The organism is Sutterella wadsworthensis 2_1_59BFAA (assembly GCF_000297775.1).
GTDB classification, from domain to species: domain Bacteria; phylum Pseudomonadota; class Gammaproteobacteria; order Burkholderiales; family Burkholderiaceae_F; genus Sutterella; species Sutterella wadsworthensis_A.
This window is the reverse complement of the sequence record NZ_JH815517.1, coordinates 38,484-60,229: the sequence shown is the minus strand read 5'-3', so window position 1 is coordinate 60,229 and position 21,746 is coordinate 38,484. Positions and strand designations below refer to the sequence as shown.

The following is a 21,746-nucleotide window of genomic DNA, read 5'->3' as shown; positions in this document are numbered from 1 at the left end:
AAACGGGGAACGGCCTTAGCCGCTCCCCGTCATGCAAGGCATCAATCCTTTCCGTCGCCCTCGACGAAGCTTCTCAGCTTGTCGGCTCTAGACGGATGACGAAGCTTTCTGAGCGCCTTCGTCTCGATCTGGCGGATGCGTTCGCGCGTGACGTCGAACTGCTTGCCGACCTCCTCAAGCGTGTGGTCGGACTGCATCTCGATGCCGAAGCGCATGCGCAGAACCTTGGCCTCCCTCGGGGAAAGGCTGTCGAGAACCTGACGGACGGTTTCGGAGAGGCTCGTGTTCTGAATGGCCTCGGCGGGCGCCACCGTCTGCGTGTCCTCAAGGAAGTCGCCGAGATGGGAATCGTCATCGTCGCCGATCGGTGTCTCCATCGAGATGGGCTCCTTGGCGATCTTCATGATCTTGAGAATTTTGTCCTCGGGCAGCTCCATCAGCTTCGCAAGCTCGCGGGAATCGGGCTCGACGCCCGTTTCCTGCAGGATCTGGCGCGTGATGCGATTCATGCGGTTGATCGTCTCGATCATGTGCACGGGAATGCGGATCGTACGGGCCTGGTCCGCGATCGAACGCGTGATGGCCTGACGGATCCACCAGGTGGCATAGGTCGAGAACTTGTAGCCGCGGCGGTACTCGAACTTGTCGACGGCTTTCATGAGGCCGACATTGCCCTCCTGAATGAGATCGAGGAACTGCAGGCCGCGGTTCGTGTACTTCTTCGCGATCGAGATGACGAGCCTGAGATTGGCCTCGGTCATCTCACGCTTGGCGTTGCGTGCCTTGGCCTCGCCCGTCGCCATCTGCTTGTAGGTATCAAAGAGCTCGGGCACGGTCATGCAGGCATTCGAGACCAGTTCGGCAAGCTTGCGCTGCTCCTCCTCAACCGTGGGCCTGAGGTGCTCGAGATAGGCGGCCTTTTCGGGATTGTCACGTACAATGGCGCTCATCCAGTCAAGATCGGTCGCATGATCGGCAAATGTTGCAAGGAACCACGTGCGGTCAAGCCCGACGCGTCGCACGAGCTCGTTGTAGATCGTCTTCTGGCGGGTGCGCACCTCGTCGATCGTCGTGCGAAGAAGCTCGCAGAGCTTGTCAGCGGTCTTAGCGGTGAAGCGCACGGCCATCAGCTCGCGCTGGATCGAATCCTTGAGCGGGTCGAGCCTGTCGCTACCGTAACCCTCCTCGCGGACAACGGTCTTGAGCGTATTGAAATGCTCCTCCACGACGGCAAAGATCGCGAGGCTGCGCTGCTTCATGTCCTCGAGCTGGTCCACCGTCATGGCGGAGGCGCCCATGTCGGTCTCATCGTCGTTGTGGCCGAGCACGTTGCCCGTATCATCCGCAGCAACGAGGCCGTCGACGATGTCGTCAATGGGCAGCGTGCCCTCGCGGATTTCATGCGCATAGCCGACGATCGCCGCCACGGTGACCGGGCAGCGGGAGATGGCGAGCACCATGTGCTTCAGGCCGTCCTCGATGCGCTTGGAGATTTCGATTTCGCCTTCACGGGAAAGAAGCTCCACCGAGCCCATCTCGCGCATGTAGATGCGCACGGGGTCGGTCGTGCGGCCGAATTCGCTGTCGACGGTCGAGAGCGCGGCTTCGGCCTCCGCATCCGCATCCTCCTCGCTGGCAACGCTCTCGTTGCCCATCATGGCGAGCGTATCCTCGTCGGGAGCGGATTCAAAGACCTGAATATGCAGATTCGAAAGAATCGCCACGACGGTCTCGATCGCATCGTCATCGATCAGGCTGTTGGGCAGGTTGTCGTTGATTTCGCCGTAGGTGACGTAGCCGCGCTCGCGCCCCATGCGGATGAGCGTGAAGAGCTTGGAACGGCGGTCCTCGGTGGAGTCCTCCTCGTCGGAGCCGTAACCGTTGAGAAGCGCCTTCTTGTCGCGGGCGCTACGCGCCTTGCGCTTGCGGCGGCCGATCTGGGCGTCCGTCTCCGCCTCGCCGGCTTCATCGGCCTCGTCCTCTTCGGAAAGATCATCAGGCAGATCGGGAATGTCCTCCTCGTAGTCGACGTCGTCGTCAAGCACAGCGTCGAAGTCGCCCGTTCCATCGTCGTCGTATTCGGCCAGATCGTCCTCATCCGAGCGTCCCTTGGCCTTCGACTTCTTTGAAGCGGTCTTCCTGCGCTTCGGCGCGGCCTTTGCGGCACCCGCCTTCTTGCGGCGGGTGCGGCGGGGCTTGGCGGCCTCCTCTTCAGCGGCGGGAGCCGCTTCCTCGACGGCAGGGGCGGCTTCAGCGGCCTCGGCGGTCTTGCGGGTACGGCGACACACGGGCTTGGTCTTGGGGGCCTCCGCCTCTTCAGGGGCCTCCACGGAGAGCTTCAGACCGGCGGTTTCCAAGGTCGCGACCTCCTTCTCGGCGCGCTTTGCTGGGGCACGCCTCCTTTTGGGAGCCACCGTCTGAGGCGCCTGCTCCGTTTCATCCTGAGCCGCCTCATTCACCGTCGTCTTTTTGGATACAGCCATACCTGCCCTCTTCTGCTGAGACGGCGCGCATCTCTCTCACGCCGACTCCCTGCGCTGCGCACGACTGACTAGGCCGAGCGGCACGCGGATCAAACACGGAGACCCGGAGGCCTCCCTTCGCCGCTGCATGCGGAGCATGGCGCCCGTCGGGCGCCCTCCGACGCATCTTTTGCCCTGAATTCTTCCGGTCGAAAAACTCACGGCAAAATCCGCGTGTCGTCTCCACGTGATGTCATTCGCCAAACCGGGAGCCGATATGCTTTTTTCAAAGGTTTCAAAAAAGTACGTCTTTCCGCTTGACAAAGCAAAGGACAATGACTTAATCATTTTGCCACACCGCCTCCCGAAAGTGGAGGCGGCATAATGGCAATCCCTGCCTTCGAAGTCGTGTTTTTCCGTCAGAAAGCATGCTTTTAATCAAAAAACGGCGGAAAATTCCGCCGTTTATGATGGTTTGTCCGAATAGGCACCCTCTGTCGGAGCCCTACCTCCTGCCCGCAAAGAGCCAGGGACAGCACACCCTCTCGAGCAGTCCGATGACGCCGTAGATCACGAGACCAAGAAGGCTCATGCCCAGAATGGCGTTGAACATGGAGAGCACGTCCCCCATGCCCCAGGCGTCCATGATGAGGTAGCCGAGCCCCGAGGTGGTTGCGAAGCTTTCGGCCAGAAAGAGCACCGCGACCGCCGTGCCGCTCGCCACCTTGAGGGAGGTGAAGAGCGCAGGGAGCGCTGCAGGAACATAGAGATGTCGGACGGCCTCGGCCGTCGTGCCGCCCATCGAGCGGAAGGCCTTGGCCCAGGAGGGATCGATGCTGAGCGCCCCCGCACGGATGATAACGAGCACCTGATAGCCCGTTGTAAGCGCAATGAGGAGAACGCGCGAGGCGTCTCCGAGCCCCACCAGCGTGAAGAACACGGGAAGCAATACGATCTTGGGCAGCGGATAAGTAATGAAGAGGAGCGGACTGCCCGCCAGATCCGCCGCACGGCAGTGTCCGAGCAGAAGTCCCAGAGGAAAGGCAACCGCGACGGCCGCAACAAGGCCGAGCGTCAGGCGCCAGAGGCTCACGAGGATGTGCCCCCAGAATTCAGGCGTGCCTAGAGACTCGGCGAAGAGCCTGATCGTGGCCACGGGATCGGGCAGAAGGTCGGGTCCGAGCGCAAGCGCGCCCGCGTGCCAGCATCCGCCCAGAAAGAGAAAGCCGAGGATGTAGCGCATCACGATCATTCGTCCTCTCCCGAAGCGGCCGCCAGCCCCGCGTGGATGCGGCGCACGGTGTCGTAAAAGGCGGGCGAGGCCCTGTCGCCGCAGCCGAGCTCCTGCGAGTAGGCGGGATTTTCAAAGCATTCGGGCGCTCTGCGGCCGTGGGGCGCAAGCATCAGGACATGCGAACCGAGCGCAACGGCCTCGCTGATGTCGTGTGTCACCAGAATCACGCTGCATGGATGCCTGCGGCGGAGCGCCGTCAGGAAATCCTGCATGCGCGCGCGCAAAAGCGCGTCAAGAGCCGAGAAGGGCTCGTCCATGAAGAGAACCTGAGGCTGCACAATGAGCGCGCGGCCGAGCGCAAGACGCTGCCGCTGTCCTCCCGAAAGCTCGGAGGGAAAGCGCGACTCGAGCCCAGAGAGTCTGAGTTCGGAAAGCATGGCCGAGACACGCCCGGCCGAATCGGCGCAGCGTCCGGCGGAAAGCTCCAGTGGAAGCGCGAGGTTCTCCCTCACGCGCTTCCACGGAAAAAGACCGAGATGCTGCCAGACGAAGCTTGTGCGCATATCCTGAATCGAACGGACTCCGCCCTGAGGAGAGGTCCACCTGACCGTCCCCGAAATCGCAGGCCTCAGCCCCGCGAGAGCGGTGAGAAGCGTCGACTTCCCGCAACCGGACTCGCCGACGATGGCAAGCGAGGCCCCCGGCGGCAACGACAGATCCAGCCCCTCAATGACGGGCCTGCCGTCGTAGCCAAGCGTAAGCCCGTTGCAGGCCAGTCCCGGCGGCTCAAGCGCCTCTTCCCTTTGATTCTGCATGCGCACCTTCGAATTACGGACGGATCACCACGCTGTCGTAAGCGGGCACCGCCTTGATCATGTTCTTTCCGACCATCCATTCTCCCACGCGGCGCACGTCTTCGGCGCTCGGCAGGGGAGGCAGACCGTCATTCGTGCCGAACATGGAGAAGCGGACCATCGTGTAGTTCTGCGCAACGGGCGCAGGTAGCAGGCCCTTCTTCACCATGACGGCGCGGAAGCGGTCGGGCTCCGACTCGATGAGTCTGGCGGCGTCCGCCACGGCACCCCGGAAGGCGGCGACGGTCTTGTCGTCAAGCCTGTCCTTCTTGAGCGCAACGACGGCAAGCGCCTCGTTGAGACCGCGGTCATCCCAGATCACGCGTCCGCCCTTCGCTTCGACGACGGAGACGAGCGGCTCGGGCAGCATGGCCGTCGCGGCCTTGCCGGTCTGAAGCATCTGAAGGCGGATCGGGATTTGCTTGACCTCAAGGTTCCTGAGCGCGCCGTCGGAAAGCTTTTCCTCAGCCTTCATGCGGTCGAGAAGGTAGTCGATGATCGTGGCGGAGCTCATGGCCGTCTCAGTGCCGTCGAGATCCTTGAGCGAGCGGATCTTCTCGGCAGCGGCAGGCGCGACGACGAGACCGAAGGCACGCTGTGCCCGGCTCGTATGGGTCGTCGTGAGAATCACGGCCTGGGGAACGCCGCGCTCATTCTGAGTGAAGACGTTCATCAGATCGCCGAAATGCCCGTCAAGGCGGCCCGCACGCATGGCGGCACCAAGTTCGAGAGCAGACTTGAAGGGAATCACCTCAACGTCAACCCCTCTGGCCTTGAACAGCTTCTCGTCGGCCGCGGCGTGGATCACAATGGCGTCGGCGGCTGGAAGCACACCGATGCGAAGGGGCTCGGCGTCGACCGCCGCAGAAACCATCGTGCCGGCAGCCAGCAGGGCCGCCCATAAAGTCTTCTTCAAAATGAGCTCCTTAGGGAAAAGCTAGTCGCGCCGGCGCGCGGCCTCCCCCGCCGTCACAGACCCACGTTGAGATCCGCGTCGGGATCTCCGGCGTCGTCATAGCGGTAGGGAGCTTCATCGTCGAACGGCACGTCGGGCGGCATGCCCGAGACGTCATATTCTTTCATACCATCGGGTACAAAATCAACCTTCTCATCCGAAAGCTCAGGCGGCAAGCTCTCCGCGAAGGCGGTGAAATCTCCCGCGGTACGCCCTGCGGCGCTTGCTGCCAGAGCCTCCCTCACGGCACTCGTTGAAACACGGGAGGCTCCCTGAGGCGCGGCCTGCGCGCCCGAGACAGAAGAAGTCCCCGTGTCGCCCCTGAGGAAGCGCTGCAGCTGCGCGACGATCGGATTGGACGAAAGAGGGGCGAACTCGCCGCCCGAAGGCTTTTCAGCCGCACGCTGGCTCTCGAACCTTGCCTGATTCTCAATGCGCAGGCGGTACTCGCGCTCCGCAAGACGGGCCTCGTCCGCAAGGCGCTGAAGCTCAGCCCTTCTGTCGTTGAGCCTGCGCATCGCGTCCATGTCCCTCGCCGCATCATGGGCGAGCATTTCGATGCGGGCCTTCGTGCGCTCGAGCTCGAGCTCGATGAAGGCCTTCCTTACCTCAAGACGGGCGCCCTCCTCGGGCGTGCCCGTCGAGAGCTCCTCGGTGAGGAGCTCCTCATAATAGGAAAGGCTGGCGCTCTCTCCGAGCCTCATGAGAAGGGAAGCAGGATTGACGCAGCCTCCTTCCTCGTCCTCGGCCGCCGCTGCGCGCCAGACCTCGATGATGCGTTCGGCGGCGGGATGCGTGCTCGACAGGAACTCCTCCTCGATCGAGTGGCTGAATTCGCTCACGAGATGAGGATAGGAAAGGAGGCACTGGAGCATGCGCTCCCTAACGTCCTTGACGCGAACTCGAGGCTCGGGTGCGGGCTTCGCGGGCCAGCGTGGAAAGCGGTCGTCACGCCTGCGGGCAAAGCCGCCACGGCCCTGCTGCCGGCCGCCATCGAAGGACGGCCTGGAGGGAGCGGCGCCGGCGAGCCCGTACTGGCGCTCGATGTCATCCGCCTGCAGGCGGGCGATGCCTGCGAGCTCGCGGATGAATGCAAGCCGCAGAATGGGAGCATGCTGCATCGAGAGCACCCAAGGCTTGGCCTCGGCCACGAGCTTCGCACGCTCCTCGGCGTACATGAGCTCCTTCCCTTCGAGAAGGAGCTTCTTCATGAAGTCCGTGAGTCCGTAGGCCTTTTCAATCTGGCGCTCGAACCCCTCCGCGCCCTCCGCCTTGATGAGGCTGTCGGGATCGTGCTCGGGCGGCAGAATGATGAAACCCGCCTTCTGCACGTCCGTGATGACAGGCAGGGCCGCCTCAAGCGCACGACGCGCGGCCTTGCGGCCGGCGGCGTCGCCGTCGAACGAGAAGTAGACGCTGTCGGTGAGCTTGAGGAGCTTCCTGACATGCTCGGGCGTGATCGACGTGCCGAGTGCGGCGACGGCCTCCTCGAACCCGGCCTGCGAAAGCTGGATCACGTCCATGTAGCCCTCGCAGACGATGGCGCGACCCTTGCCGTAGATCGCCTCCCTGCCCTCAAAATAACCGTAGAGTTCGCTGCCCTTGTGGTAGATCGGCGTTTCGGGACTGTTGAGGTACTTGGGCTGCTCGTCGCCGTTCATCGTGCGGGCGCCGAAACCGATCACAAGGCCCTTGGCGTTGCGGATCGGGAACATGATGCGCCCTCTGAACGCATCGTAGCGCCTGTCGTTCCTGACGTTGACAAGACCGCACTCCTCAAGCGCCCTGTCGGAATACTTCTCTCCGAAAAGGGTCTGAAGGGGATGCCAGTCGTCGGGCGAATAGCCGAGACCGAACTTCGCAGCCGTGGCGGCCGAAATGCAGCGGTTCTTGAGGTAATCGGAGGCCCCAGCGTTCCGCCTGAGCTGCTCCGTGTAAAAGGCCGCGGCCTCTCCCATGTAGTCCGTGAGCGTGCGCGCCTTCTCGCGGGCTTTGATCTTTGCGGGCGAGCGGTCCTCGGGAACCTCCATCGAGTAGTAGCCCGCAAGCTTTCTCACCGCATCAGGGAATTCAAGCCCCTCGTACTTCATGATGAAGCCGATGGCGTTGCCCGCCTCACCGCAGCCGAAGCACTTGAAGAACTGCTTCGTCTGGCTCACCGAGAAGGACGGCGTCTTCTCTTTGTGGAAGGGACAGCAGCACATCCAGTTGCGCCCCGCCTTCTTCAAAGGGACGTAGCGGTTGATCACGTCGACGATGTCGGCGCGTTCAAGCAGTCCTGTGATAAAGCCCTCGGGAATCATGGATGGTCTTGCTAGGGGAAAAGGCGTGGATCTTCCGCCCGGAAGGGGCGGCGGGTAGGATTTTGATTATAGAGCCTTGAGCGGGCCGGCTCTCGGGTGCCTCCTGAGGGCGCCCAATAAAAAAGAAGGCCGCCCAAGAGAAACTCTTGAGCGGCATTCCTGCGTTATGAACGTGCGGCTTAGAGCAGCCGCACCCGCCATGCAGCGGACTTCGACTTAAGCGGTGAGCTTCGCCTTGACGAGAGCGCTGACCTTGCCCATGTCGGCACGGCCCGTCACCTTCGGCTTGACGATCGCCATCACCTTGCCCATCGCAGCCATGCCGGTCGCACCGACTTCGGCAACGGCAGCATCAATGACGGCAGCGATCTCCTCGTCGGAAAGTCCCTTCGGGAGATACGCTTCGAGCACCTTGATTTCGACCGATTCCTTGTCAGCGAGATCCTGACGGTCCCCCGCCAGATACTGCTGCACGGAATCCTGACGCTGCTTGACCATCTTGGCGATCACCGAGAGGATCAGGGCATCGTCGGCCTCGATCTGTTCGTCGACCTCACGCTGCTTGATCGCGGCAAGGAGCAAGCGAATCGTGCTCAGACCCGCCGCGTCATGCGCACGCATGGCAGCCTTCATATCTTCGCGGATTCTGTCCTTAATCATCACCATCCTTCGTGAGGAAAAAATTGTTTGTCTGTGGAGCTTTGTGCCGCCGCCCAACCGACAGCACGGGGATCGGCGGCCTCCGGCCTCCAACGCCCGGGCAGAAACTCGAATTAGTAGAGCTTCTTGGGGAGCATCATGCTGCGCAGGCGCTTGTAGTGACGCTTGACGGCAGCAGCCTTCTTACGCTTACGTTCGGCGGTGGGCTTTTCGTAGAACTCGCGGGCGCGGAGTTCGGTAAGGAGACCAGACTTTTCGATGGTGCGCTTGAAGCGGCGGAGGGCAACTTCAAACGGTTCGTTTTCTTTAACGCGGATAGTAGGCATTAGAACCTAACCTCAGTAAACAGTGTGATGACCCGGAAATCAAATGGAAAGCCTCCGGCATCTCTGGTTCCGGGACAAGAGACGGAGGACGCAATCGAACAAAGACGGCCCCTGAGCGGAGCCGTCCGAATGTCGAGTCCGAGATTTTGACATAAAACACTGGGAAAATTCAAACCGAAGCACCATTTTTTTGCACGTCCACCGCAAAAAGGCTCTAGAATTTTCGGCACTATGCTAGTTCTCGGTATTGAATCCTCCTGCGACGAGACGGGAGCCGCCCTGATTTCCGACAAGGACGGCCTCCTCGCAGACGCCCTCTACTCCCAGATCGACATGCACCGCGCCTACGGCGGCGTCGTGCCCGAACTTGCGAGCCGCGACCACATCCGGCGCGCCGTCGCACTCGTCGACGAAGTGCTCGTGAAGGCGGGCAAGACCCGCGGAGACATCGACGCCGTCGCCGTGACGGAGGGCCCCGGACTTGCCGGCGCCCTGCTCGCAGGCGCGGGCGTTGCGCACGCCATCGGCTGGGCGCTCGATGTGCCCGTGCTCGGCGTGCACCACCTCGAGGGGCACCTGCTTGCAGCCCGTCTTTCGGATCCCGCTCCCGAATTCCCGTTTCTTGCCCTTCTCGTCTCGGGCGGCCATACCCAGATCATGAAGGTGGAGAAGTTCGGCAGCTACGAGCTTCTCGGCCAGACTCTCGACGACGCAGCGGGCGAGGCCTTCGACAAGACCGCCCAGCTGCTCGGCCTGCCCTACCCGGGCGGCCCCGCCGTGTCCGCCCTTGCCGAAGAGGGCGAGCCCGGCGCCATAGAGCTTGCCCGTCCGATGATCCACGCCCCCAATCTCGACATGAGCTTCTCTGGTCTCAAGACCTCCGTGCTCACCGCCGTCCAGAGTGCTCCCGACGCAGGAGACGAAGTCTTCCGCCGCAATCTCGCCCGCGGCTTCGTGGACGCTCTTGTCGACGTGCTCGCCGCCAAGCTCGTGCGCGCCATGAAGCAGACGGAGCTTCGCAACGTCGTCGTCGCCGGCGGCGTGTCCGCCAACCGCCAGCTCAGACAGCGCCTCACCGCCGAAGTCCGCCGCCGTCGCGGCACGATCTTCTATCCGCCCATGCGGCTCTGCACCGACAACGGCGCCATGATCGCCGCCGCAGGCCTCGCACGCCTCGAAGGCATGACGGCAGAGGAACTCGAGGCGCTCAAGGCGAAGCGCAGCTTCGGCGTCAGCCCCCGCTGGCAGCTCTCAAACCTCTGACCTCCGCCCCACGGCCCTCAGAACTGAAAAAGGATCCGATCTTTCAGATACGGATCCTTTTTTTTGTTGGTCGAGTCTTTGCTGCAGGTCCCGATGAAGGACTACTCCTCGTTCGCGCAGTCGACGGGGATGCCGCCGAGCACGTCGACGAGCACCTTGGGATCGATGCCGACCTGATAGCCCCGTCGCCCGCCGTTGATGAAGATATGGTCAAGCTCGAGAATGGTCTTCTGGACGTAGACCGGCATCTTCTTTCGGGTGCCGAAGGGACTCGTGCCGCCCACCATGTAGCCTGAATTGCGCTGGGCCTGCTCGGGCTTGCAGGGCGCAACATGCTTGGCGCCGATCTGTCGGGCGAGGTTCTTCGTGGAGACTTCGCAGTCGCCGTGCATCAGGATGACCAGCGGTCTGGCGTGCTCGTCCTCCATGATGAGCGTCTTGATCACGTGATGATGATCAATCCCGCAGGACGAGGCGGCCAGCGCCGTACCGCCGTGCTCGACGTATTCGTAGGACTTTTCCTCAAAGGGAATGTCGTGCTGCCTGAGCCACTGGGTGGCGGGCGTCAGGCTCTGGTGCTTCACTTTCGAACTCATTTTCTACTTGCGTGCCTTTCTTATATAGAGGAAGCGGAAAGAAGGATTGTGCCCGAAGCGGGCGGATGCGGCGCGTGCGCCGTCTCCCGCCCATGCCCGAGCGCAAGAACGGAATGCGACTTTACCTTGCGGGGCTCAGTCGGCATCCTCCTCGCGAAGTCCCTTGGGAAGCGGAAAGACGACGTTCTCCTCGACGCCTTCGAGCGCCACGGCATGCTCGGCGTTGAGGTTGGCCTCAAGATAACGAAGCACGCCCTGGACGAGGGATTCAGGGGCGGAGGCACCCGCCGTGATGCCCACGCATGCAACGCCCTCGAACCACTTGGGATCGATGTGCTCGGCCGTGTCGATCAGATAGGCGCGGGCCCCCTCGCGTTCGGCCACTTCGCGCAGACGATTGGAGTTGGAGCTTGTGGCGGAGCCGATCACGAGCACGATGTCGACGCCCGAGCGGGCGAGAAGCTTGACGGCCTCCTGGCGATTCGTCGTGGCATAGCAGATGTCCTGGCGCTTGGGTTCCTGAATGAAGGGGAAGCGGTGCCTGAGCGCGTCGATCACGGCCTGACTGTCATCGGCGCTGATCGTCGTCTGGGTGACATAGGCAAGCGAGTCATCGTTCGTGTAGGGCAGCGCTGCTACGTCGGCGGTGTTCTCGACAAGCTCGATGCCGCCGTCGACCTGGCCCATCGTGCCCTCGACCTCGGGGTGACCGGCGTGACCGATCATCAGCACGGTGCGTCCTTCGGCGCGCATGCGGGCAACCTCGCGATGCACCTTGGTAACAAGCGGACAGGTGGCGTCGAAAACGCGGAAGCCCCGGCGCTCCGCCTCTTCAGACACCGCCCTCGGCACGCCGTGGGCCGAGAAGACGACCGTCGCACCCTCGGGCACCTCGGCAAGATTGTCGACGAAGACCGCGCCGCGCTCACGCAGACTGTTGACGACCGTGCGGTTGTGCACGATCTCGTGCCTGACATAGATGGGCGCGCCGTAGATGGCAAGCGCACGCTCAACGATCGCGATGGCGCGCGTGACGCCCGCGCAGAAACCGCGCGGCTGGGCAAGGAGAACCTTCATGACTGTCATTTCCTCGTGACTGACTTTGCTTGTCGGAGGCCGCAGACGCTGCCTGACGGAGCGCATATGCCTGCCGCAGTCCCTCCTAAGAGGTCGCAGGCACGCGTGCGGACGAAAAATTTTCCATTAAGTCTAAAGTTTTTTGGGAAAATCCGCACACGCATCAAAAAAAACGGGTAGAATGCGCTCCACGCTCAAATCTGCGCACTGCCGACTCCCTGTACTGACACAGTGGGGCGTCAGCCTGCCATGCGGTGTCATGCACTGCAGAGACAGGTGGCATGCGAACATGAGGAGGCGTATAATTTCTCTTTTATGCGCTCGCGTGGCTGCCCGAGAGGGACCGGCCTGCGAGATGTTTTATTTTCATTTCACTGGAGTTAGAGATGGCACGAGTGTGTCAAGTCACCGGTAAGGCGCCGATGGTCGGCCATCACGTCTCGCACGCGAACAACAAGACCAAGCGTCGTTTTATGCCCAATCTGCAGTACCGCCGTTTCTGGGTTGAAAGCGAAAACCGTTGGGTTCGTCTGCGTTTGACGACGGCTGGCCTTCGTACGGTTGATAAGATTGGTATTGATGCGGTTCTGGCGGACCTCCGCGCCCGCGGCGAAATCTAATTAAGGGAGTTTCACCATGGCGAAAGGCGCTCGCGAAAAGATCAAGCTTGAATCCACGGCCGGTACCGGTCATTTTTACACCACCACGAAGAACAAGAAGACCTCTTCCGGCAAGATGGAAATCTCCAAGTTCGACCCGGTGGCTCGCAAGCATGTGATCTACAAGGAAACGAAGCTCAAGTAATCTGAGCATTCGATTCGGCGAAAAAGCTCGGCAATTCATATCGGCCGGGCTTTTTGCTTGTCCGAGGACAGGAAAAGTCTCCGACCGCTGCCCCCGACTTCAGGAGAAGTCTGGGGCAGCGTCATTTTTAGGGTAGCGGCGCGCAAAACAAACGCCGCCTTCCGAAAGGAGAGGCGGCGTGCAAACCGTTACGGGCGGTCCGTCAGTTCGCGTCAGTCACGCTGGAGTACGGCGGCGAAGAAGCCGTCGGTGCTGTTGACATGCGGGAGCATCTGGAAGTAGCTGCCGAAGCGCTCCCACTGGGAGGCGTCGAACTGAATGCCCTGCTGCGCGAATACGTCGGCCGCGGGCACGAGATGCCATTCGGGATGCGCTTCGAGGAAGGCCTCGACGACCTCCTGGTTTTCGCGTCTGAGCATCGAGCAAGTGGCGTAGACCATGCGGCCGCCCTTCTTCACGAGACGCGAGGCGTGCTCGAGCACATCCTTCTGGATCTTGTTGATGCGATCAAGTTCGGACGGGGCGAGACGCCACTTCAGGTCGGGGTTTCGACGGAAGGTGCCGGTGCCCGTGCACGGCGCGTCGATGAGCACTCGGTCAAACTTGCCCTGCAGGCGGCGGATGCGTTCGTCTCGCTCGCTGCGGATCGCGATCGGATGCACGTTGGAGAGACCCGCTCTGCGCATGCGGGGCGTAAGGCCCGCAAGGCGCTTTTCGTTGACGTCAAAGGCATAGAGGCTGCCCGTCGAGCGCATCAGGGCGCCGATGGCGAGCGTCTTGCCGCCCGCACCCGCGCAAAAGTCGCAGATCATTTCACGGCGGCGCGGGGTGAGCAGGCGGGCGATGAGCTGGGAACCCTCGTCCTGAACGTCCACCTTGCCTTCCTTGTAGATCGGCCACTGGGTGAGGCCGGGCTTCGTCGGCAGACGAACGCCGTCGGGGCTGAAGGGCGTCGGATAGGCCTCGACGCCGTTGGCGGCGAGCTCCTGAAGAACCTCCTCACGGCTGGCCTTCAGGAGATTGACGCGCAGATCGAGCGGAGCGCCCTCGAGCATCGAGGCATAGAGCTCCTTCGTGTCGTCGTACTGGGCTTCGAGGAGGCTGTAGATCCACTCGGGCAGTTCGGCCTGAATGTGGGGGGGCGCCTTCGAGAAGTCTGCGGCGAGCACGTTCTTGAGGGGGCCTTCCTCGCGGCCGATGGAAGCGGGCGGGAGGGACTCGATGCCGTGCTGCCGTGCAAGCGTCGCGAGAGCGACAAGGCGGGGCGCACGGGCGGGAGGCACGGGATGCATAGCCCAGGAGAGCGTGCCGAGATGGCGAAGCGCATAGTAGATGCCCTCGGCGATAATGCCGCGGTCGCGCATGCCCAGACGCGGGTTGCTGCGGAAGAAGAGCTTCATCAGCACGTCGGCGGGACCGTCAAGCTTCAGGATGACGCCGAGCGCTCGGGTGAGCTCGTCGACGATCAGGCCCGTGATGCGGACTTGGCCCGGCTGGAGCGCAGTCATGCGCTTTTCGGGCGTCTTCGGGCCCTTCGCGTAGCCGCCCATGGCGCGGGCCTCCTCGCGGCGGCGCTTGTCGGCGGCGCGCTGGCGCTCCGTGCGGCGGGGCGACTCAGTGCGCTCGGTCTTGCGGGGCTTCTGCATCGCAAACGCGCGACGCTTCGGGAACTTGGTTTCAGCCATATGTATTCAGCGGTAGTTAAAGCAAAAAGGAAGCGACCCGAACCCCTGCGGGGCCTGCGCTTCCTCCATGAGGCCGGCGAACGGACCGTCCGCCGGCGCGGTGTTGTCAAAAAACGGTCAGCAGCCGAAGATCGTGAGCGAGCGGGCGGTCTCGTCGTTGCAGACGGTGCGGCCGTCCTCACAGCGGACGCGGCCTTCGAGAATGGCGCGGACGCACTTCGGATACAGCTGGTGCTCGTAGACGAGGCCGCGGTGCGCAAGCGCATCGGCATCGTCGGACGGCAGAACGGGCACGACGGCCTGGCCGATGATCGAACCGCCGTCAAGCACGGCCGTCACGAAGTGAACGGTCGAGCCGTGCACGCGGCAACCCGCATCGATGGCGCGCTGGTGCGTATTGAGGCCGGGGAAAAGCGGCAGCAGGGCGGGATGGATGTTGAGGATCTTCCCCTCGAACCTGGAGACAAAGCCCTCCGTCAGAACGCGCATGAAGCCCGCCAGAACGATCACGGCCGGATCATAGCGGCTGATGATGTCGGCGAGTTCGGCCTCGAATGCCTCGCGGGAGTCGTAGGCCTTGTGGTCCATGGCCACGGCCTCGATGCCCGCAGCGCGCGCGATGTCAAGACCAGCCGCCTGAGGGCGGTTGGAGATCACCGCCGCAATGCGTGCATTGCAGGCGGACTCCCAGTTTTCCTCGCGGCTCGTTCGAAGGATCGCCTCGAAGTTGCTGCCGCGGCCGGAGATAAGAATTACGATGTTCTGCATAGTGGCGTCATTCTAAACCAAAGACCGTGCACGCTTCGGGCGGGGCAGAAGAAATTTTCCGTATAATCGGAACTTTCCCCAATCTAGCAAAAGGCCGTTCAAGTCATGCACGTTTTCCGCGGTCTGCCTTCTCCGCTCCAGCGCCGTCCGTCGGCGGTCGCCATCGGCAACTTCGACGGCGTCCACCTCGGTCATCAGGCGCTTCTCGAATACGTGAAGGAAGCCGCGCAAGCGCGCGGACTCGTTCCCTCCGTCGTCACCTTCGAGCCCCATCCGAAGGACTTCTTCGGCCGCGGCGGCGAAGTCGCGCGCATCTCCACGCTCTACGACAAGGTGAACGCCATCCTTGGAACCGGCATCGAGCGCATCTACATACTGCCATTCAACTCGCGTCTGGCCTGCATGCCGGCCGAGACGTTCGTGCGCGACGTCCTTCTCAAGGGACTCGACGCCTGCTGGATGAGCGTCGGCAAGGATTTCCGCTTCGGCGGCGACCGCGCGGGCAGCGTCGAGCTTCTTGAAGAGCTCTCCCGCACACTGCCCTACGAGCTCTACGTCTCCCCGACCTTCTATCACAAGGAGGCCCGCGTGAGCTCCTCGCGCATCCGCGAGGCCCTCGCCGTAGGCGACCTCTACGAGGCCGCCCTGATGCTCGGTCGTCCCTACAGCATGACGGGCCGCGTCATCCACGGCGCCGCGCTCGGCCGCACGCTGGGCTTCCCCACGCTCAACATGGCGCCGATTCCGCCGGGCAGCCACTCCCGTCCCGCCGTCACGGGCGTCTTCGCCGTCCGCATCCACGGACTCGGACAGGCCGTTCAGAACGGCGTCGCCTCGATCGGCGTCAAGCCCACGGTCGCAACCGACGGGCGCTGGCTTCTCGAGACGCACGTCTTTGACTGGAGCGGCAGCGCCTACGGCCGCATCGTCAAGGTCGAGTTCGTCGAGCGCCTGAGGGGAGAGAAGAAGTTTTCCGGTCTTGACGAGCTCAAGGCCGCCATCGAGTCCGACGCCGATCATGCCCGTCGGATTCTCGGGTGCGTCCGTCCTCAGGCAGACGTCCCCCTTCAAGGCATGAATCCTTAACCTTTACCTGAAGAGCCCGAGGGGGCCAGGAGTACTGACCATGGCAAAAGAAGCCGGATCGGCCGCCGACACCAAGAAATACCCGCTCAACCTTCCCGACACGCCGTTCCCGATGCGCGGCAACCTGCCCAAGCGCGAACCGGAATGGATCAGGGAGTGGGATGAAAAGCACATCTACGAACGCATCATCGACGCCCGCCGCGACGCCAAGAAGTTCATCCTTCATGACGGTCCTCCCTACGCCAACGGCAACATCCACGTCGGTCACGCCGTCAACAAGATCCTCAAGGACATGATCCTCAAGGAAAAGACCCTTGAGGGCTTCCAGGCCCCGTACGTTCCGGGCTGGGACTGCCACGGCATGCCGATCGAAGTGCAGATCGAGAAGATGCACGGCAAGAACCTCCCCGTCGACAAGATGCAGAGCCTTGCCCGTGCCTACGCCCTCGAGCAGAGCAAGCTCCAGCTCGCCGACTTCAAGCGCCTCGGCGTTCTCGGCGACTGGGACAACCCCTACCGCACGATGAAGTTCAAGAACGAGGCCGAGGAAATCCGCGCCCTTGCCGCCGTCGTGAAAAAGGGCTATGTCTACCGCGGCCTCAAGCCCGTGAACTGGTGCTTCGACTGCCAGTCCGCCCTGGCCGAAGCCGAAGTCGAGTACAAGGACAAGAAGAGCCACACGATCGACGTCGCCTTCGAGCTCGCCGACGAGGACCGCGCACGCGTCGAGGAAATCTTCGGCCGCAGCCTTGAAAAGCCCTGCTTCAACGTCATCTGGACGACGACGCCCTGGACGATTCCCGCCAACCAGGCCCTGAACATGAACCCCGAGCTCGAATACGGGCTCTACGACGTGGGCGACCGCCTTCTCATCCTCGGCACGGGCCTCGCCGAAGCCGCGCTTGAGCGCTACGGCATGAAGGGCGAGAAGATCGCTACCGCCATGGGCGACAAGTTCGAGCTTGTGCGCTTCCGTCATCCTCTCTGGCACGTCCACGAGGGCTTCCGCCGCTTCTCGCCCGTCTATCTCGCCGACTACGTCGACGCGACGGCCGGTACGGGCATCGTGCACTCCGCTCCCGCCTACGGCGTGGACGACTTCATCTCCTGCAAGAAGCACGGCATGACGAACGACCAGGTCCTCACCCCCGTGATGGGCGACGGCACCTACTCCGAGTCGCTTCCGCTCTTCGGCGGCCTCAACATCTGGGCTGCGGCCGACAAGATCTGCGAGACGATCGCCGTTGCAGGCAACCTGCTCTCCCACGGCTCGATCGTGCACAGCTACATGCACTGCTGGCGCCACAAGACCCCGCTCGTCTACCGCGCCACGAACCAGTGGTTCGTCCGCATGGACGCTCCGAACGCCGACACGCGCGGCGTGCTCGACACAGAGGCGAGCGAAAGATCCCTTCGCGATGCCGCCCTCGAATGCGTCAAGGCCACGAAGTTCTTCCCGACCTGGGGCATCAACCGCCTCTACGCGATGATCGAGAACCGTCCCGACTGGTGCATCTCCCGTCAGCGCAACTGGGGCGTTCCGCTCCCCTTCTTCATGCACAAGGAAACGGGCGAGCTGCACCCGCGCACCCTTGAGATCATGGAAGAGGTCGCGAAGATGGTCGAGGAAAAGGGCATCGAATCCTGGGCCACCGCCAAACCCGAGGACTTCCTCACTGCCGACGAGGCCGCCGACTACGTCCGCTCCACCGACATTCTCGACGTGTGGTTCGACTCCGGCGTCACGCACTACACCGTGATGCGCGGCAGCCATGCCGACGAACTCGCCTGGCCGGCCGACCTCTACCTGGAGGGCTCCGACCAGCACCGCGGCTGGTTCCACTCCTCGCTCCTCACGGGCACGATGATCGACGGCCGCGCGCCGTACAAGATGCTTCTCACCCACGGCTTCGTCGTGGACGAAAAGGGCGAGAAGATGTCCAAGTCCAAGGGCAACGTCGTTCGTCCGCAGGAAGTCAGCGAGAAGTTCGGCGCTGAAATCCTCCGTCTCTGGGTCGCCTCCACCGACTACTCGGGCGAGCTCCGCCTCGGCCAGACGATTCTCAAGCGCGTCGTCGAAAGCTACCGCCGCGTGCGCAACACGCTGCGCTTCCTGCTCGCCAACACGTCCGACTTCGATGCTTCGAAGGATCTCGTGCCTGTCGAGAACCTGCTCGAGCTCGACCGCTGGGCCCTCGCCTATACAGAAAGGTTCCAGAAGGAAGTCCTCGCCGAGTACGGCGAATTCCGCTTCCACAACGTCGTCTCGATGCTCCAGACGTTCGCGTCCGCCGACCTCGGCAGCTTCTACCTCGACGTGCTCAAGGACCGTCTCTACACGACGGCTCCCGGCTCCGAGGCCCGCCGCTCCGCTCAGACGGCCCTCTGGTACATCACGAAGACGCTCCTGCGCCTGATGGCTCCGGTCCTCTCCTTCACGGCCGAGGAGGCCTTCAAGGTCTTCTCGCCCAACGAAAGCGAAACGATCTTCACGGAACGCTTCGAACCGCTGCCCGAAGTGGCCGGCGCCGAGGCCCTCCTCGCCAAGTGGGACGCCGTCCGCACGGTACGCGCCGACCTTCAGAAGAAGATCGAAGAGCTCCGCGGCGAAGGCCAGATCGGCTCCTCGCTTCAGGCCGTCGTCCGCATCGAGGCCGCTCCCGCCGTCTACGACGCTCTGGCGTCCCTCGGCGACGAGCTCCGCTTCGTGATGATCGTCTCCGCCGTCGAACTCGTGAAGTCCGCCGACGAGGAGACGCACTTCGCCGTCTCCGCTTCGAAGGAAGGCAAGTGCGAGCGCTGCTGGCACTACGTCGCCGGCATCGGCAGCGATGCCGAGCATCCGACGCTCTGCCCGCGCTGCGCATCCAACCTCTTCGGCGCCGGTGAAAAGCGCCTCTTCGCCTGATGCGGCGGCCTGAGGAAGCCCTCATGACGGACGCCTCCGCCCGCCCGACCCCCGCGAAGTTCGCCGCCTGGCTCTGCCTCGGACTCTTCGTCCTCGGCATTGATCAGGCGACGAAGATCTGGTTCGAGCAGAACTTCTCGCTCGGCGAGGTCCTGCCCGTGTGCACGGGATTCAATCTGGTCCTGGCGCACAACACGGGCGCGGCCTTTTCGTTCCTGGCCGATGCGGGCGGCTGGCAGCGCTGGGCGTTCGCGGCCCTCGCCGCCGCCGTCATCGTCGCGATGATCGTGCTTCTCGTGCGCAACAGCCACCGCAAGCTGCTGAGCCTCTCGCTCACGCTCATCGCGGCAGGTGCGCTCGGGAACATGATCGACCGCACCGTCTACGGCTACGTCGTCGACTTTCTCGACTTCTACTGGCAGGGCTGGCACTGGCCCGCCTTCAACGTCGCGGACGTCGCCATCTGCGGCGGCGCCTTCTTCCTGATCATCGACGAACTGAGAAGCGGACGCAGATAAGTCATTTCGGGCATCACCGCTCCTCAATGAGGGACTGGAAACCAAACGGATTCCAGTCCCTTTCCTTTTACCTTTCACCTCCCGAAAACGCATCCCGCACAAGTTTTTTCAGCTTTTTCACCCCCATTGAAACGGCGCTCAAAGTACAATCACACGGCTTGAATATCCCGTTCCTGCCCCGCCACCCGTACACGCGTCAACGCCTCCTATGGAACACTCCCTTCCCCTCATTTCAACACTCGTCATCGCCTTCAGTCTGGCGCTCGTCTTCGGCTTTCTGGCCGAGCGCCTCTTCAAGGCACCTCCGCTCGTCGGCTACCTTCTGGCAGGCATTGCTGCGGGCAAGTACACGCCGGGCGTCTTCGCCGACGCGGCCCTTGCCCAGCAGCTCTCCGAAATCGGCGTCATGCTGCTGATGTTCGGCGTCGGCCTCCACTTCTCCGTTCGAGACCTGATGAACGTCAAGGGCATCGCCGTGCCCGGGGCCGTGCTGCAGATGTTCATCGCCACCCTGCTCGGCGGCCTCGTCGCGCACTTCATCTGGGACTGGCACTGGGGGGATGCACTCGTGCTCGGCATGTGCCTCTCGTGTGCATCGACGGTCGTGCTTCTCAAGGCGCTTGAAGTGAGAGGAATCCTGCAGAGCATGGACGGCCAGATCGCCGTCGGCTGGCTCGTCGTCGAGGACGTCGCCACCGTGCTTATCCTCGTGCTTCTGCCGCCGCTCGCCGGCCTTCTCGGCTCCGACGCCGCGCCAGGCATTACGGGTAAGGACATTGCGATCCAGATCGCCATCACGATCGGCAACGTCATCGCCTTCATCGCCGTGATGATGCTCGTCGGCCGCCGCGTCCTCCCGTGGATCATGGCTCAGGTTGCCCGCACGGGCTCCCGCGAGCTCTTCACGCTCTTCGTGCTTGCCGCAGCCGTTGGCATCGCCTACGGCGCCTCCGCCATCTTCAACGTGAGCTTCGCCCTCGGCGCCTTCTTCGCAGGCATGGTGATGCGCGAGTCGAAATTCGCCCACAGGGCGGCCACCGAATCGCTCCCGCTCCAGGACGCCTTCTCCGTGCTCTTCTTCGTCGGCGTGGGCATGCTCTTTGACTGGCACATCATCATCGAGGCCCCGCTCTCCGTCCTCACCGTGCTGCTCATCATCATGCTCGGCAAGGGTCTCGCCGCCTTCGGCCTCGTCTACGTGCTGCGCTACCCGCTGCACACGGCCATCACGGTCGCCGCCTCACTCGCACAGATCGGCGAATTTTCGTTCATTCTCGTCGGTCAGGCCAAGGGCCTCGGCCTGGCGACCGACTACACGGTCAATCTGATCGTGGGCGCCGCCATTCTGTCGATCGCACTCAACCCCGTCGTCTTCAGCTTCATCCCCGCCATCGGCAGAGAGCTGACCTCCCGTTGGGCCTGGGCGCGCGCCGCCGCGCTGCGTGAAGCACCCTTCGAACGCGTCTCCAACGAAACGCCCGCCGAAAAGCTTCACAACCAGATCGTCATCACGGGCAAGAGCCGCCTGTTGCCGCCGCTCGCCACCGAGCTTCACAAGGCAGGCGCGGCCGTCGTCGCCATCGTTCAGGATCATGACCTCGCCACCGAACTCGACAAGCTCGACGTCACGGTCATCGTCGGCAACCCCGCCGATCCGCAGGCCATGGTCGCTGCGCATCTCAAGAACGCCGGCATGCTGATGATCCTCGACAACTCGACCACTTCGCTGCGCATCGCCGAAGCCGCCCGAGCTGTCAAGGGTGACACGCCCATCACGATCGTGGCTCCCGATCCCGGCATCTGGACCGACGTGCCCGGCATCGACGGCGTTCGCTTCGTGAGCAGCTATGAAAGCGCCGCCGAAAAGATCTCCGTCGACGTGAACACCGCCTTCGCCGAAAACGCTCCCATCGGCACCATCATCAACACGAAGCTCGCCGAGGCGACGGCCCGTGAGGAGGAACGAACCGAGAACACCGAAGACAAGGACAGGGATGAAACCGCCGCTCCCGAACAGGCTTCCGTCTCCGTACCTCAGTCCGAGACTACAGGCGTTGCGCCCGCAGCACCCTCCGATGCCTCCATTGAGCTTCAAGCCTCTTCCGCTCCCTCCGCCGAAGCAGTCGAATCCGTTTCCCTCTCCGAAGGATCGGGAGCCGAAACCGCCGTGCCGACGGAAGAGAAGGCAGCAGGCGAAACGAAGGATCGTCCCGGCATCTTCAGCTTCCTGCGTCGCAAGCAATGACT

18 protein-coding genes are annotated in these 21,746 nt (G+C 62.9%); 7 read left to right on the top strand and 11 right to left on the bottom strand.

Going from position 1 to position 21,746, the window contains the following annotated elements; translation table 11 throughout:
• Positions 1 to 41: 41 nt before the first annotated feature.
• From rpoD to rpsU, 7 genes are all read right to left on the bottom strand, one after another.
• Positions 42 to 2,483, bottom strand: coding sequence for an RNA polymerase sigma factor RpoD (rpoD, locus tag HMPREF9465_RS07575; protein ID WP_005435666.1), 2,442 nt, complete (start codon positions 2,481 to 2,483; stop codon positions 42 to 44).
• Positions 2,484 to 2,967: 484 nt separating this feature from the next.
• On the bottom strand, positions 2,968 to 3,714 hold the full coding sequence (locus HMPREF9465_RS07570; protein ID WP_005435662.1) for an ABC transporter permease: 747 nt from the start codon (positions 3,712 to 3,714) through the stop codon (positions 2,968 to 2,970).
• Positions 3,711 to 4,511 carry an ABC transporter ATP-binding protein gene (locus HMPREF9465_RS07565; RefSeq protein ID WP_005435660.1) on the bottom strand — a complete coding sequence of 267 codons (801 nt, stop codon included), beginning with the start codon at positions 4,509 to 4,511 and terminating at the stop codon, positions 3,711 to 3,713. The genes HMPREF9465_RS07570 and HMPREF9465_RS07565 overlap by 4 nt, the downstream gene beginning before the upstream one ends.
• Positions 4,512 to 4,524: 13 nt before the next feature.
• Positions 4,525 to 5,466 (bottom strand): ABC transporter substrate-binding protein, encoded by a 942-nt coding sequence (locus tag HMPREF9465_RS07560; protein WP_005435652.1) that lies wholly within the window; start codon positions 5,464 to 5,466, stop codon positions 4,525 to 4,527.
• 53 nt (positions 5,467 to 5,519) lie between these two features.
• Positions 5,520 to 7,808, bottom strand: coding sequence for a DNA primase (dnaG, locus tag HMPREF9465_RS12455; protein ID WP_005435651.1), 2,289 nt, complete (start codon positions 7,806 to 7,808; stop codon positions 5,520 to 5,522).
• Positions 7,809 to 8,024: 216 nt separating this feature from the next.
• On the bottom strand, positions 8,025 to 8,468 hold the full coding sequence (locus HMPREF9465_RS07550; protein WP_005435650.1) for a GatB/YqeY domain-containing protein: 444 nt from the start codon (positions 8,466 to 8,468) through the stop codon (positions 8,025 to 8,027).
• 113 nt (positions 8,469 to 8,581) lie between these two features.
• On the bottom strand, positions 8,582 to 8,794 hold the full coding sequence (gene rpsU, locus HMPREF9465_RS07545) for a 30S ribosomal protein S21 (protein ID WP_005431181.1): 213 nt from the start codon (positions 8,792 to 8,794) through the stop codon (positions 8,582 to 8,584).
• A 231-nt stretch (positions 8,795 to 9,025) separates the two neighbouring features.
• Here rpsU and tsaD point away from each other — a divergent pair, with 231 nt between their 5' ends.
• The gene (gene tsaD, locus HMPREF9465_RS07540; RefSeq protein ID WP_005435649.1) at positions 9,026 to 10,057 is read left to right on the top strand and encodes a tRNA (adenosine(37)-N6)-threonylcarbamoyltransferase complex transferase subunit TsaD; all 1,032 of its coding nucleotides are present in this window, start codon (positions 9,026 to 9,028) and stop codon (positions 10,055 to 10,057) included.
• Between the two features lie 101 nt (positions 10,058 to 10,158).
• On the opposite strand, the gene ybaK is transcribed toward tsaD, so the two are convergent.
• Positions 10,159 to 10,653 carry a Cys-tRNA(Pro) deacylase gene (gene ybaK, locus HMPREF9465_RS07535; protein WP_005435648.1) on the bottom strand — a complete coding sequence of 165 codons (495 nt, stop codon included), beginning with the start codon at positions 10,651 to 10,653 and terminating at the stop codon, positions 10,159 to 10,161.
• A 135-nt stretch (positions 10,654 to 10,788) separates the two neighbouring features.
• Entirely contained in the window at positions 10,789 to 11,730 is a 942-nt protein-coding gene (gene ispH, locus HMPREF9465_RS07530) for a 4-hydroxy-3-methylbut-2-enyl diphosphate reductase (protein WP_005435647.1), read from the bottom strand.
• 386 nt (positions 11,731 to 12,116) lie between these two features.
• On the opposite strand from ispH, the gene rpmB reads away from it, so the two are divergent.
• Positions 12,117 to 12,350, top strand: coding sequence for a 50S ribosomal protein L28 (gene rpmB, locus HMPREF9465_RS07525; RefSeq protein ID WP_005435646.1), 234 nt, complete (start codon positions 12,117 to 12,119; stop codon positions 12,348 to 12,350).
• 16 nt (positions 12,351 to 12,366) lie between these two features.
• Positions 12,367 to 12,534, top strand: a complete 168-nt coding sequence (rpmG, locus tag HMPREF9465_RS07520; protein WP_005435645.1) for a 50S ribosomal protein L33 — start codon at positions 12,367 to 12,369, stop codon at positions 12,532 to 12,534.
• 212 nt (positions 12,535 to 12,746) lie between these two features.
• Here rpmG and HMPREF9465_RS07515 read toward each other — a convergent pair whose 3' ends face one another.
• Positions 12,747 to 14,219 carry an RsmB/NOP family class I SAM-dependent RNA methyltransferase gene (locus HMPREF9465_RS07515; protein ID WP_005435644.1) on the bottom strand — a complete coding sequence of 491 codons (1,473 nt, stop codon included), beginning with the start codon at positions 14,217 to 14,219 and terminating at the stop codon, positions 12,747 to 12,749.
• A 117-nt stretch (positions 14,220 to 14,336) separates the two neighbouring features.
• Positions 14,337 to 14,987 (bottom strand): phosphoribosylglycinamide formyltransferase, encoded by a 651-nt coding sequence (gene purN / locus HMPREF9465_RS07510; protein WP_005435635.1) that lies wholly within the window; start codon positions 14,985 to 14,987, stop codon positions 14,337 to 14,339.
• A 105-nt stretch (positions 14,988 to 15,092) separates the two neighbouring features.
• Between purN and HMPREF9465_RS07505 the strand changes: the two genes are divergently transcribed.
• From HMPREF9465_RS07505 to HMPREF9465_RS07490, 4 genes are all read left to right on the top strand, one after another.
• Positions 15,093 to 16,073 carry a bifunctional riboflavin kinase/FAD synthetase gene (locus HMPREF9465_RS07505; protein WP_005435634.1) on the top strand — a complete coding sequence of 327 codons (981 nt, stop codon included), beginning with the start codon at positions 15,093 to 15,095 and terminating at the stop codon, positions 16,071 to 16,073.
• Between the two features lie 40 nt (positions 16,074 to 16,113).
• Positions 16,114 to 18,981: an isoleucine--tRNA ligase gene (gene ileS, locus HMPREF9465_RS07500; protein ID WP_005435633.1), complete on the top strand. Its 2,868-nt coding sequence runs from the start codon at positions 16,114 to 16,116 to the stop codon at positions 18,979 to 18,981.
• 23 nt (positions 18,982 to 19,004) lie between these two features.
• Entirely contained in the window at positions 19,005 to 19,499 is a 495-nt protein-coding gene (gene lspA / locus HMPREF9465_RS07495; RefSeq protein WP_005435632.1) for a signal peptidase II, read from the top strand.
• A 208-nt stretch (positions 19,500 to 19,707) separates the two neighbouring features.
• Positions 19,708 to 21,744 (top strand): cation:proton antiporter, encoded by a 2,037-nt coding sequence (locus tag HMPREF9465_RS07490; RefSeq protein ID WP_005435631.1) that lies wholly within the window; start codon positions 19,708 to 19,710, stop codon positions 21,742 to 21,744.
• Positions 21,745 to 21,746: the final 2 nt, after the last annotated feature.